Origin of the sequence: Paenibacillus sp. FSL H8-0317 (genome assembly GCF_045040685.1) — a bacterium.
Taxonomy (GTDB): Bacteria; Bacillota; Bacilli; order Paenibacillales; family Paenibacillaceae; genus Paenibacillus.
In genome coordinates this window covers 5,135,984-5,149,192 of the sequence record NZ_CP150294.1, presented here as the reverse complement: position 1 = coordinate 5,149,192, position 13,209 = coordinate 5,135,984, and the positions used below count along the sequence as shown (strand labels likewise).

General features: G+C 45.0%; 13 protein-coding genes. 10 read left to right on the top strand and 3 right to left on the bottom strand.

What is annotated here, in order from left to right:
* Positions 1 to 23: 23 nt before the first annotated feature.
* The 3 genes from MHB43_RS23085 to MHB43_RS23075 all read left to right on the top strand — a co-directional run bounded on the left by MHB43_RS23085 (position 24) and on the right by MHB43_RS23075 (position 4,193).
* Positions 24 to 659, top strand: a complete 636-nt coding sequence (locus MHB43_RS23085; protein ID WP_405130484.1) for a helix-hairpin-helix domain-containing protein — start codon at positions 24 to 26, stop codon at positions 657 to 659.
* Between the two features lie 39 nt (positions 660 to 698).
* The gene (locus MHB43_RS23080) at positions 699 to 1,217 is read left to right on the top strand and encodes a cytidine/deoxycytidylate deaminase family protein (RefSeq protein ID WP_339178100.1); all 519 of its coding nucleotides are present in this window, start codon (positions 699 to 701) and stop codon (positions 1,215 to 1,217) included.
* Positions 1,218 to 1,319: 102 nt separating this feature from the next.
* Complete coding sequence (locus MHB43_RS23075; protein ID WP_405130483.1) at positions 1,320 to 4,193, top strand: ComEC/Rec2 family competence protein; 2,874 nt, start codon at positions 1,320 to 1,322, stop codon at positions 4,191 to 4,193.
* Positions 4,194 to 4,208: 15 nt separating this feature from the next.
* Here the strand turns inward: MHB43_RS23075 and MHB43_RS23070 are convergent, their stop codons facing one another.
* Positions 4,209 to 4,661: a hypothetical protein gene (locus MHB43_RS23070; protein ID WP_339178095.1), complete on the bottom strand. Its 453-nt coding sequence runs from the start codon at positions 4,659 to 4,661 to the stop codon at positions 4,209 to 4,211.
* A gap of 675 nt (positions 4,662 to 5,336) precedes the next feature.
* Here MHB43_RS23070 and MHB43_RS23065 point away from each other — a divergent pair.
* Complete coding sequence (locus MHB43_RS23065) at positions 5,337 to 5,726, top strand: hypothetical protein (protein ID WP_339178092.1); 390 nt, start codon at positions 5,337 to 5,339, stop codon at positions 5,724 to 5,726.
* A 135-nt stretch (positions 5,727 to 5,861) separates the two neighbouring features.
* On the opposite strand, the gene MHB43_RS23060 is transcribed toward MHB43_RS23065, so the two are convergent.
* On the bottom strand, positions 5,862 to 6,164 hold the full coding sequence (locus MHB43_RS23060; RefSeq protein ID WP_221821956.1) for a hypothetical protein: 303 nt from the start codon (positions 6,162 to 6,164) through the stop codon (positions 5,862 to 5,864).
* Positions 6,165 to 6,516: 352 nt separating this feature from the next.
* Between MHB43_RS23060 and MHB43_RS23055 the strand changes: the two genes are divergently transcribed.
* The 3 genes from MHB43_RS23055 to holA all read left to right on the top strand — a co-directional run bounded on the left by MHB43_RS23055 (position 6,517) and on the right by holA (position 9,618).
* Entirely contained in the window at positions 6,517 to 7,065 is a 549-nt protein-coding gene (locus MHB43_RS23055; protein ID WP_339178090.1) for a sigma-70 family RNA polymerase sigma factor, read from the top strand.
* The gene (locus MHB43_RS23050; protein WP_339178088.1) at positions 7,062 to 8,345 is read left to right on the top strand and encodes a zf-HC2 domain-containing protein; all 1,284 of its coding nucleotides are present in this window, start codon (positions 7,062 to 7,064) and stop codon (positions 8,343 to 8,345) included. The genes MHB43_RS23055 and MHB43_RS23050 overlap by 4 nt, the downstream gene beginning before the upstream one ends.
* 256 nt (positions 8,346 to 8,601) lie before the next feature.
* Positions 8,602 to 9,618: a DNA polymerase III subunit delta gene (gene holA / locus MHB43_RS23045; protein ID WP_036668560.1), complete on the top strand. Its 1,017-nt coding sequence runs from the start codon at positions 8,602 to 8,604 to the stop codon at positions 9,616 to 9,618.
* A gap of 189 nt (positions 9,619 to 9,807) precedes the next feature.
* Here holA and rpsT read toward each other — a convergent pair whose 3' ends face one another.
* On the bottom strand, positions 9,808 to 10,080 hold the full coding sequence (rpsT, locus tag MHB43_RS23040) for a 30S ribosomal protein S20 (RefSeq protein ID WP_024628504.1): 273 nt from the start codon (positions 10,078 to 10,080) through the stop codon (positions 9,808 to 9,810).
* A gap of 175 nt (positions 10,081 to 10,255) precedes the next feature.
* On the opposite strand from rpsT, the gene gpr reads away from it, so the two are divergent.
* From gpr to MHB43_RS23025, 3 genes are all read left to right on the top strand, one after another.
* Positions 10,256 to 11,257 (top strand): GPR endopeptidase, encoded by a 1,002-nt coding sequence (gene gpr / locus MHB43_RS23035; RefSeq protein WP_221821961.1) that lies wholly within the window; start codon positions 10,256 to 10,258, stop codon positions 11,255 to 11,257.
* Positions 11,258 to 11,402: 145 nt separating this feature from the next.
* Complete coding sequence (locus MHB43_RS23030; RefSeq protein ID WP_076211676.1) at positions 11,403 to 12,698, top strand: stage II sporulation protein P; 1,296 nt, start codon at positions 11,403 to 11,405, stop codon at positions 12,696 to 12,698.
* A 53-nt stretch (positions 12,699 to 12,751) separates the two neighbouring features.
* On the top strand, positions 12,752 to 13,111 hold the full coding sequence (locus MHB43_RS23025) for a hypothetical protein (protein ID WP_076211674.1): 360 nt from the start codon (positions 12,752 to 12,754) through the stop codon (positions 13,109 to 13,111).
* The last annotated feature ends 98 nt before the right edge of the window (positions 13,112 to 13,209 follow it).

Below are 13,209 nucleotides of genomic sequence, written 5' to 3'. Positions count from 1 at the left end.
AATTCAGGGAGAGGTGTGGAAGAATGAGATGGAACAAAGGGATGACCATTGCTGCTGCGGTGGTTGGAAGTATACTTATATTATGGTCGGGCAAAAGTGAACAACCACCTAGTGGCTGGGAACCCTTGCAGCTCGGCACCGAGAAGCCGACGATAGAGCAGGAACTCCCTGCTGTACTGTCGGCTACTTCGGTTCAGGGCAATACAGGAGCATCTTCGGGAACGGATTCAAGTGGGATGCAGACTGGGAACGATGCAAGGGCAGGAGAGTCTAAAGAGCTTGCGAGCGTTGGGGTTGCAGATGATTCGGGAGTTCAAACTCCAAATCAGATGAATGATAATCCTTCAGATACGGCTACTTCGATTGAACCAGTGGCGCAAAGTACGAATTCGAATCCTTCGGTTACCCCCGAGACGGGCTCGAACAGTAACCCACCTGTAGTTCGTGAGGAAGCTAGCGACAATGGGAAGATTGATGTGAATACTGCACCTGTCTCCAAACTTACGGAGCTTCCCGGAATTGGAGAGAAGAAAGCTCAGGCTATTGTGGACTATCGGAATGCACATGGTCCTTTTGCAAAAGTCAGTGATCTGACAAAGGTCAAAGGAATCGGTATGAAGATGCTGGAGAAGATGGCGCCGTATGTGCAGATCCGTTAATATTAAAATATAAATTGTGTTAAGCGGGAGGAAAGCAGCATGAGTACAGAGGTACGCAAGGACTGGGATACGTATTTTATGGACATCGCGTATATGGTTTCCACCCGTTCCCGCTGTTCGCGTCGTCATGTGGGTGCCGTTCTTGTTCAGGGAAAGAAACTGCTGGGAACAGCCTATAATGGTGCACCCACCGGCGTCCCGGATTGTTCTGAAGCAGGTTGCATGATATCGGAGGAGTATGAGTTGGTCGTGACCGATGGGCAAGAAGAAATGGTGAAAAAGCAACGATGCATTCGCACAATCCATGCGGAGCAAAATTTGCTTTTATTCACAGATCGAATCGACCGCGAAGGCTCGTCCGTGTACGTGACCGACGAGCCGTGCTGGACATGTGCCAATATGCTGGCGAATAGCGGGATTACAGAAATCGTGTTTCATCGTTCTTATCCTAAAGATACCGGCAAGGTTACCAATATGATGGACCAGAAGGGCATAACGTTCCGCAGGCTGGAGAATTACCAGCCCCCGCGGGAAACGATGATGACTGTGAGCAATTAATGTGAATATGGTCGAATACGTGAGGGAGAACCTCCGGCAAGCCTGAATTGGCTTTTCGGGGGTTTTTCTGCGTTCAACGGGTGAAATGAGGGAGGGGTAGAAATGAAAGGCAGACCGTTATTAAGTTTTACGATTTGTTGGTTGTGCGGGAGTGGGATAGCATGCGCGTTAACAGGCTGGACGTTAATCTGGGGGGTAATTGGAGCTCTGGCATGTCTGCCACTTTTACTTCATTTTATTAATGTGCGTGGATGGTCTGTTTTATTTTTACTTGTTGCCTTTATTGGAGGCGCTGCACATTGGGAGTGGAATGATGCACGCAATCATAGCAGTCTGTCCAAGACTACTCACATCTCTGCTAAAGAATTGGACGGTTTGGCAGCCGAAATTAAGGGTGAGCTGGTGTCAGGTGTACGTATTGATGGAGATCGGGCTGACTTTAAGATACAGATGTCTTCAATATTGCCAACATTGGATTCGTCAGCAGATACAGATCTCGCATCATCATCTGCATTCAATATAAATGAACAATTGATCGTACAAGTCAGACTGTTGGAGGAGGAAGAACAACAGGTAGCAGCGGGCTGGAAGAGGGGCGATGAAATCGCACTTAATGGCTCTTTTGCCCTTCCTGGCGAAGCAAGAAACTTTGGCGGATTTGATTATCGCAGTTATTTGCGAACCCTGCATATCCACTGGTTGTTCAAAGTGAAGGGAGCCAGTTCGGTAACAGCAGTTGCTCCTGAGGGACTTGGACAATATAACATACTACGGTGGACAGATTGGACTAGGCATAAGTTGGGCTCGGCGGTTGAGCAGTTATTTCCAGAGCCTCATGCAGGATATATGAAGGGGCTTATTATCGGGATGGCTACTGATATCGATCCTGGTACCTATGGTCAGTTTTCTCAACTGGGTCTAACGCATATCCTGGCAATATCCGGGACCCATGTCGCTGTATATGTAGCTTCTCTTCTCCTTATTTTATCCTGGCTAAGGCTTACCAGAGAGACGGCACTCACGATTGTTCTGATCCTGGTGCCAGCTTATGTACTGTTATCCGGAGGTTCACCTTCAGTGATTCGGGCAGGAATGATGTCCATGATTGGGTTGTACATGGCACGCCGTGGCCTCGCCAGAGATGGTCTTCAGATGATCAGTGCAGCAGCGTTGCTGATGATGTGGTGGGACCCGTACTTTTTGCTAAGCGTGAGCTTCCAGTTATCCTTTCTCGTGACCGCAGGTTTGATGATCTACATGCCATTGATTAACCGGCTGTTCAGCAGCTGGCCGAAATCTCTGGCTGCAACGGCATCCGTTACAGTGACCGCTCAGCTGATTTCGTTCCCAGTAACCATTCTGTATTTCAATCAGTTCTCATTACTCTCATTTGTGGCCAACTTTCTGCTGGTTTCTTTGATCAGTGCCATTGTATTACCTCTGGGGACGGTCGCCATGTTATTGTCGTTTATATGGGTTCCCTTGGCGAAACCCCTCGCATGGATCGCGATGCAACTGAATCAACTGACATTTGTAAGCGTGGAGTGGTTGAACAGCCTGCCAGGTTTTGTATTGATCTGGGCAACACCGCCCTTGTTATGGATTGCCGCATATTATGCTGTGTTGTATGCCTTACTCTACCTGTTGCATCGTGGCAATGGTGAGAAGCAAGAAACAGCGTTTGTTGAGGAAGAGACGGCTCCTCTTGTGAGGGGACAACCTTCAGTTTCAATGGCGAATATGGGCATTCGCTCTTGGATGTCTACCGTGGTACAGGATCAAGGTAAGAACCGTGTAGATGGAAAAGAAACTTCATTAACGACATTAGGAGCCAGCATTGCCTGGCCGGAGTATACAAGTGCATTTACCGCGCGAGGTGCAGGATATTATGCACATGAACGAATGAGTAAAGCTCAGCAATGGTTGTGCGGGTTGCTCGCAATCAGCTTTATTGCTGGATTGTGGTGGGCATATCAGACTCCCAAGCCTGCTGGAACCGGCATCGTGCAGTTTTTGGATATTGGACAAGGGGACAGCACATTGATTACAACCCCGGAAGGCAAACACATTCTGGTGGATGGCGGGGGAACAGTTAGTTTTGGGAACAACGAACAATCTTGGAAAACAAGGCGTGATCCGTATGAGGTGGGAGCCAAGGTCGTTGTTCCTCTATTGAAAAAGAGAGGTATCCATCAACTGGACGCTGTCATTGTAACGCATGCCGATCAGGATCATGCCGGAGGACTACAGGCTGTGCTGGAACAGATTCCGGTTAAACGTTTCATGTTTAATGGCACGACCAGCGGTAAAGAAAACTTTGATAAATTACTGGACACAGCCATGGAACGGAAAATTCCTCTGTACGCCATTCAGCAGGGCATGTCCTATAAGGCTGATAAAGAGACGAGTTTACATTTTATAGCTCCGGATCTGGCACATATGGATGTAAATGTATCGGGCAATTTACCTGTATCTGAACACCAGAATCATGATTCCGTTGTCTTTTTGCTGGAAATGGCGGGGGCTTCCATGTTGTTCACCGGAGATATGGATGCAGCAGCCGAGCAGGACCTGCTCTATATGATTCAGGATGGATCGCTAGCTGCCCAGTTTGAACAGAAAGGTGCAGATCTTGGAGTTACAGAGGGGGTCGTACAAAGGGTACTTACACGCCCGTTGCAGGTTGATTCAAATGATGCTTCAGCGGAGGCGTCTGTATCCATTGACGTTCTAAAGGTCGCTCATCATGGTAGTAAAACGTCGTCCACCGAAGCCTGGCTCCAATACTGGAACGCCAAAACCGCTGTGATATCTGCAGGAGTTAACAATACATATGGGCATCCCAATCCGGGAGTCATGGAACGTCTGGAAGCTACCGGGTCAGATATTTATCGGACAGATCAGATGGGTGAGGTCCAGATTAGAGTAAAGGATGGGAAGATTGATATTAGGTACAAGTTGTTTGGAGTTGAGTGACGGCACACGATCTATTTATCGGTGAGTAGAAGAGTGAAGAAAACTCCGATTTAATACCAACTGTAAGGTTAAAAAGACAAGAGAACATACCACAATGTGGATAGTTTGAGCAGAAAAAGTATTGAAGTTACGTGTAAATATCGAGTAGGTGACCCCACCTGTGAAGCCTAATAGAACATATGCGGCAATAGCAACGAGCAATCTCATATACGTATTATCTTTTTTTCTGCATAAAAGTAATCCATCCACCAATATAGAAAGGGGCGTAAGTAAGAAAAGTAAAATAGCGAGGTTAATCAATAATCCAACTGCAAATTTATACCCGAATGAATAATAGTAAGTATTCTCTAATCTTTCATCTATAGGGACATAGTGATATATCCCCATTGCAAGTGAAATGAACACTGCAGTTAATACAGCTGCAAGTATTTTTCCGCGGGGGATTTTAATTCTATGGTTTTTTGTCATTATGAGTATTAACCTCCATCTTGAATAACAATATTCAACAACTGATAGACTTAGGGATACTATATTTTAACATACACAGGCTGAGAAAGAATGAGTGAGCAACATTGAGAAAGTAGTACATGATTGACCACTAACAGAAAAAAAGTCGTTCCGCTGCGAACGACTTTTTTTGAATTGCATGATAATAACACATTTCAATCGTTATGCGCTATAAGGATACTTTGGCTGTCTCTTAGGGAAGTTGACTAGGAAGGAATTACTCTCTTGCTTTTGAGATACTAATCGGCAAGCTAATTATAGTTGCGCTGAATAAGTTGAGTATGTGATCAATTTGATCCCAACTTTTATGCCCTATTATCATATTAAATGCAATGAATAAAGCACTACTGAGTAGAAAGAATCCCAGGAAGTATTTGAAAAATATTTTTAGATTCATCTAGTCTCCCGCATATCCATTTAGATGTTTGTTACGGTTGCACGCCCTATTTCGTTTGTAATATGTTTTCTATTTTAGATTATTAAATGCAATCATTTGTATTTGGTTTGTTGGAGTTATGTAAATGTATGGTTTTAGTTGCGGTTTTATTATTGTTAGGTGATTTTTGTTGCAGGATTATGGTTGTTTTTACCGAATAATAGTTAGGCCCGCCTTGAGGAAGGGCTAGAGATACCAAAGTGACCATATCAGATATCAAAATTGAGAAGATTAAATACGGTGATCGAAGTTACTCTATTATCTTCCGTAATGCAAAAGGAAAAACCGTTTCTGCCTACGCAGGAGGTGCACCTTCCAGTGTGACGGAGATGCTTGCCGATTCCAACCAATTCTTCTCTTCTGATCCGTATAAGAAATACAATTGGTCCAAGTCCACTTGGAATAAAATCATTGCTGGAGAAGTAGCTTTAGGAATGAACATAACTCAGGTGCGCCTTGCATGGGGAGATCCATCGAGCATTACGTATGAAACGAGTTCAAAAGGCAAAATCGAGGTTTGGGTGTATGCCAGCTCCGCAGGCATAAGAGCTTTAGGGTTTCTCAATGGCAAACTGATGGCGATTTACTGATGAATATACCAATTAATCGCTTCATTTGATTGCAGGTTACAGCACAGCACAAAAAAAGCCCGCTTCCGTTACACTCCACGAGGGAGAATATCGGAAAACGGGCCATTTTTTCAAAATGTAGAAGAAATATAAGAACTATTCTACGCCATCCTTAAAGTGTTTGTTCCAGTGTTTATCGCCCTTGTGCAACAGATCTTCTACCGTTTTCTCAAGAGTCATCAACAGTTGTGCTCTCACATCAAGTACGGTTTCTCTGTACAAGCGTTCTTCCGTTCCAACGATTTTATCGCCGTATAATGCCTGTGCAGCTACGTACTTCCGATGTTCCTCAACCAGAGTATCAATGGAGTCCAATGCATGTTCCACAAAGTGGGAAATACTTTGATATTCTTTGGGCATTTGTTCTTTTAAAGCTTGAATTTTCGCAAGAGCTGGCATGCTCATCACCTCGTGTTTATGAATGTAAATTTACAATACACTATTTTCATGAAAATTGCATTAAAAACAGCTTAAATTTGGACAAATTTCGACTTTTTTTTATTTTAGGACCCAAAAAAGTGCTTATCTATAATGTATGCCATTGCATTTGAATTGAGTCGTGTAAGTAATGGAATCCCTTTTGGATACGTTTGGTGACTCGTTATGCAATTTCTGTTATTCTAAGAGAAGATTTCAGCGGCCCTAATACATACGCCGTTATTTTGTTATGGCAAATTAAAAAAAAACTTAACTTTGCAACAATTTTATTGATGATCACGTCTGTAAGGTTGCAGGGAGAGGGGGATCCTTTGTGGTAGAGCCGGAACTCATCAGAGCCGCTCAATCGGGCGATCGCGACGCTCTAATTACCCTATTGCGGGAGATTGAACAACATGTCTATCGGACCGCATATTACATTCTAAATAATGAACAGGACGCTTTGGATGCTGCGCAGGAAGCGTTGATCCGAATTTACACCAAAATCAATTCATACGAAGAAAAGGCCCAATTCAAAACATGGGTACAACGCATCGTCACAAACATCTGTATTGATAAATTCAGAAGAACCAAGCCGTCTGTCTCCATTGACGAACATGACATGGTTTTTCAGGATAATCAGGATGTGGAGTACGAGGTCATGTCTACATATGTGGCCCAAGACATTCAGGATGCGATCAACAAGCTTCCCGAGCATCATCGTATCGTTATTGTTCTAAGATATTTGCAGGACTTATCCTACAATGAAATTGCGGATTGTCTCGATCTTCCGTTGAATACGGTGAAATCTTATTTATTTAGAGCCAGACAGCAATTACAGAATCTACTACAGGAATATCAGAAAGGTGGTGTGACAGGATGAAATGCGAAGAGGTGGTGGAATGGATGCACCGCTATCTGGATCATGATCTGGGCGAGGCGGAAACCGCTCAGATGCTACAGCATGTGGCGAAGTGTCCGGAGTGCGCCGAGAATTTTAGTTTACTCAGAGCTCTTTCCAGAGAACTGGAAGAATTACCGCAAGTAAGCCCGAAATTTAGTCTGGTTGATGCGATTATGCCACAGCTTGATGCTATTGACGAAGCGTGGAAGGAACAAAGTAGCACCATACAGGAAATGAATCCTGTCCCCGCTGCATTTGAGAATCTACAACGTTCAAGTGAGCGGAAAACGAAGCAAAAATGGCTTAACTCGATGGCAGGACGTATGTCGGTGGGTGCAGCGGCTGCGGCAGTTGTATTGGGATTCGCCATCTGGGGATATCAGCCTGAACAGATTGAGAATGCCGATTCCATGTTGATGAGCTCTGGAGCTTCTCAAGAGAGCGGCAATGTGGATGAAAATCCATTAAGCAAGAATATTGAAAATTATGATCCTGCCACTTCGTCCCAACCAAGTAGCAACGATGTGTTTGTGGATCAATCGAATGTTTCACCAACTAAACCAGATAACCAAGACGTAGAAACAATGCCTGAAGAGAACGGTGGAGATGAGGTACAGGAGCCTGAAGTTCAGTCAGATCCGACACCTCAACAACCGGCTACTGAATCAACGCCTGCTCCGAATAAAGGACCGCAGGATAATTCGTCCAGAACTCCTTCGACCGATAATCAGAAGAATCCTGCTCAAAACCAAGATTCTGAGCAGAGAATTCAGGGATCAGGAGATTCTCCTAAATCTTCTGCAGATGGGGAAGAGAGTGGAGTAACAGAAACAGAAAATGGAGATGCGCAATCCTTCACTTCTCAGGATACAACACCTAATATGACTGAAGATGCTCCGGTTGAAGGTAACACTGTACCTGATTCCAGTGCAGGTGCAGACGCTTCTGGAGGAAACAAAGGATTCGCAGCAGGACCGGATCAGGGAATGGCTACAACAGCAGCACCGAAAGAATGGAAATCACCTGACGGCTCTTATGTAGTTATGCTTATTGGTGATCAAATCAGCATATACTCCAAACCTGCCGACGAACCGGATGTTCTAAATTTGGTTGAACAACGCAGCATAGAGGGGACACTGAAGTCAGCGAGTTGGTCGAAGGATGGTACCCTATTTAATTACGAAACGGACAAGGACGGAACAACAGCGAAGAACTCGTTTAATGTACCTGCTGTTTCAGGTGGAGCTCCTGCGAAATAATTAAAAATGGGGAGTGCGCTCCTCTAAACGAAAGAACATTTTCAGTATGACAAGCATATAGTGGAAGTAACAAAACGTCCTATCTCAGTTCAAACAACTGACGTCGTATGACCGCGCACCGGCTTTTTCTAGAACTGCTGGTGTCAGCGTTTATATAGATGTAGGACAGGGGACCTTCATCCATAACTGGATGTAAGGTCCCTTTGTTGTCTTGCGTTTTTTCTGGTAGGATAAGAGGGATAAGGAGGCGCCGTGAATGGATGTAAAAAGTGCAACAAAGGCAATACGTAATGGAGAAACGGCACCGATCTATGTGCTGTACGGAACGGAGAAGTACCAGATACAGCAATTTACGGATATGTTAAAAGAACAGGTTATTGAAGAAGAACATCGTGATTTTGCGATTATTCCATATGATTTGTCTGAAACGGCTGTGGAGGTCGTTATTGAAGAAGCAGAGACTGTACCTTTTCTGGTTCCACGCAAATTAATAATTGTAAGAGACGCGAGCTTGTTCACCGCAGGTAAAGAATCCAAGATTGAACATCAGGTTGATCGTCTGCTTACATATATGGAGAATCCGGCAGATTACAGTACGATTGTTTTCCTGGCCCAAGGGGATAAGCTGGATGAGCGTAAGAAACTGGTGAAAGCTGTCAAGAAACAGGCAGTAGTTCTTGCTTTTGCTCCACTCAGTGGAGAAGAGTTATTGAATTGGATAGTGAAACTTGCGAAGCAGCGGGATGTTTCCTTGGAGACGGGAGCGGCGGAAACGTTGATCAGCTATGCAGGAACAGGTCTTCAGACCCTGTCTGCTGAAGTAGACAAGTTATGTTTGTTTGCGGGTAATGGGGGGACAATCAAGCGTGCTGATATCGAGTCACTGGTTGCCCGTAGTACAGAGCAAAATGTATTTTCACTGGTGGAGGAACTTGCTAATTTGCGACTGGAGAAAGCGTTGGCTCTTTTCTATGAGTTGCTGAAGCAGCGGGAAGAACCGATTAAAATTGCGGCATTAATCGCACGCCAGTTTCGGATCATGATCCAGGTGAAAGAGTTGGGCCAACAAAGTTACTCCCAGCAGCAGATTGCCAGTCAGCTTGGGCTGCATCCGTATGCTGTTAAGATTGCGGGTGAGCAAGCCCGTAAATTTCAGCCGGAACGTCTAAGAATGATTCTGAGTCACCTCAGCGAATTGGATTACCAGATGAAAACAGGAGCGGTGGATAAAGTGCTTGGTCTGGAGCTGTTCTTATTGAGACTTGGTGCGTGAATGAATACGTAAACGTAATAGATTACTAGTGTGAATAACAAACAAAGCGACCTTTGCTCCATGATGGTTAAATCATCGGAATAAAGGTCGCTTTTGTTTGTGTCTTATACTTATCGAATCAGATACTAAAAAATCCTGAAAGCCTATGCTGTTCAGGATTTTTCCATTGGATCGTATAAGTAACGCTTCTTACGCTTGTGCGGAAAGAGCGTTCAGTTTTTTCGCCAAGCGAGACTTTTTGCGTGCTGCAGCATTTTTATGAACCAGACCTTTAGTTACAGCCTTGTCCAGCTTTTTGGAAGCAGCTTGAATCGCAGCTTTTGCAGTATCAACTTCGTTACTTACCAGAGCAGCATCAGCAGCTTTAACAGCTGTACGGAGTGCAGACTTCTGGGAAGCGTTGAGTGCGCGGCGCTTGTCGCTCGTTTTTACGCGTTTAACAGCGGATTTGATGTTTGGCATTACATTCACCTCCTGTAAGGCATTTGCATGAATACAAACGTTTCACAACTTAAAATATTCTATCACGCTAGCATGTAAAATGCAACAGATATTCCTACGATGTTCGACATGCTGTATAAAGAAACTCTTTTTCCCACACAATATGCTCAAATGCGGTAAGGGAGGCAGGGACAGAATGACACTGGATTTGCAAAACTATACAGTTCGTACCGATTTGGCAATCGACTCCAAGGAAATGGCGCAAGGTGGACAGAAACAGACGATTCCCGGACTACGGGAAGATGTAGAGAAAAAAGAGGGTATTACGATTACACGTATTGATGTCCTGAATGAAGAAGCAGCCAAAGCGATTGGACGGGTGAAAGGTCACTATGTCACCTTGGAAGTACCTTCACTACGGAATGGTGATACCGAGTTACAGGAGCGAGTTGCTGCCGAGTTCACCCGTGAAATGGAAGATTTTATGGTTAAGGCCGGAATCAACAAAACATCCAAGGTCTTGATTGTTGGCCTGGGTAACTTAAATGTCACCCCGGATTCACTCGGACCACTTGTTGTGGAAAATCTGATGGTAACCCGTCAGTATTTCGAATTGGTGCCAGATCAAGTTGCGCCAGGGTATCGGGAAGTCAGCGCGATTGCTCCCGGTGTATTAGGTACAACAGGCATTGAATCCAGTGACATCGTACAGGGGATTGTAGACCGGACCAAGCCGGATGCCATTATTGCGATTGATGCGCTGGCCTCCCGTTCCTTGGAACGTGTAAATACAACGATTCAGGTCGCGGACATTGGTATTCACCCGGGTTCCGGTATTGGAAACAAACGGCGTGGCCTGACTCGTGAGATATTAGGTGTGCCTTGCATCGCCATCGGAGTACCAACCGTATGTTATGCGTCCACCATCGTGAATAATGTGATTGAGATGATGAGCTCACACTTTCGCCAGGAAACGGATCAGACCAAACAGATCATGGGCATGCTGGACGACATCGGTGAACAAGATCGCTTGAGTCTGGTGAAAGAGGTACTGGAGCCACTAGGTCATGACCTCATTGTGACCCCAAAGGAAATCGATGAGTTTATTGAGGGAATTGCCAATGTTATCGCTTCAGGACTTAACGCCGCGCTCCATGATGCCGTGAATCCAGATAACGTAGCCGCTTATACACATTAAAACTTAAAACTGCTGAGAAGAAGGTCCGAATCTATCGGACTTTCTTTTTTTGTTTCTGGAATCTTTCATTTTCCTGTTCTATCAAATTGGACCGGCTCATAGAGTTGAAGTATAAGAGTTGTCCAGCAGGGAAGGAGACAGCAGAATGAACAAGATATTGGCCTGGAATATTGGGAAATGGAAAAAAAGATGTCTGCACGTGCTGGCCATGGGCCGTACGTTGTTGTTGCTTATGATCATATCTGCCTTGTTTTTTGTCGTACTGGGTCTGGGGGGCATGGCAGAGAAACGCTTGAATAATTCACCCGTTTCTTCCATGAAAGGATTTGCAAGTGCCGTGTCAAGCCGCTTTTTCGTCGATATGCTCGGTATGGAGATGCCTCATCTCACCCAGAAGGAACAGACCTCTGCCATATCTGGTGAGAATCTCACCTCTTTTGTTTTCCAATTACTAACAAATGTAAATCCACAAGATCCGAAGAGCCTGATTGCGAGAGAAATGCCGGGCATGGGTTCCAACCAACCTGTTCTGCTCCGTCCTGGATCGGGTAACGAAAAAGCCGAGGCTCCCGAAGATTATCAGCCCGGTCCCGGTCTTACGGATACAGCTTCCGCAGGTGGAGGGAAACCCGGTAGTGAGCTGCATGTTCCACCAGGCCAGGACAATACGGATCCACCTGAGTCGACTGAGCCTGGAGATGGAGAAGGTAAAGAAGATCCCCCAGCGAAGAATGGCGAGAAAGACAATTCAGGCTCACCGACAACAGGCAAAAAGTCAATTCTTATCTATCATTCCCATCCACGGGAAGGCTATAATCCACTGCTTGGTACGAAAAGTGATAATCCATCATCAGGCAAATCAACAGGTAATGTGTTTCAAGTGGGAACCTACCTCTCAGACAGTCTGGAGAAGCTGGGAATCGGCGTAGAACACGCCAAGGATGATTACCCCACCAAAGTAAAGGACTATAACTGGAACTATTCCTATAAATACTCCCGTCAAACGGTAAAAGCGGCACTCGCCCAAAATGATGATCTGACGTATCTCATAGACATTCATCGCGATTCACAGCGTCATGGCAAAACAACAACAACTATTAATGACTTGGGCTACGCCAAAGTATATTTCATTATTGGACATGAAAATCCAAATTGGCGGCAGAATGAAGCCTTTGCAGCGAAAATTCATAAGAAACTGGAAGCCAAGTATCCTGGGGTATCCCGTGGTGTGTGGGGCAAGGATGGCGGAGGAGCCAACAATGGAGAGTATAACCAAACCCTCTCACCTAACAGCATTTTGATTGAGATTGGTGGTATCGACAATACAGGAGCTGAGCTCCAACGGACATCAAAGATTCTCGCAGACATGATTTCTCAAGTGTATTGGGAAGATCAGAAGGTGGACAAAGCCAGTGTGGAAACCTCGTCGCAGGGTGGGTAGAAACCATATATGTTAGAAGGAAAAATAGTAGAGAGTGACAGGAGGCAATGCACATGTCCAGATTCGGTAAAAGACTGTTATCCATCGCTGTATTAATGTTGCTGGGTGTTCTGTTTGGAATGCAGCTGGCTGGCAGCAACTTTCATATGGGCAATCCCTCAGGAGGCACGTCAACCGTTGTGACAACTGAGCCAACTTCATCGGTGACCGAATCTGTTCCGACTGCTCCTGTCCAAAAGGAAATTAAAGAACCACCATTTGTACCTGTTCAGTCACCAAGCCAAGTGCTTGGGGCAGATCAAAATAAGGCTCCGGTTGATGTGTTGGCAGACAAAACGGCTGGACTATTGCAAAATCTCTCACACAGTGGAATCAAGTGGGTGGTCTCTCTTTTTAGCGGCGTCGCTGAATAAAATACCATAATTTTAAGGTACAATATAACCTCCGGGAGTGCATGATGACACTTTATTATAAAGTTGAGACATCACGGGATTGATGCACTGTGCTTCAA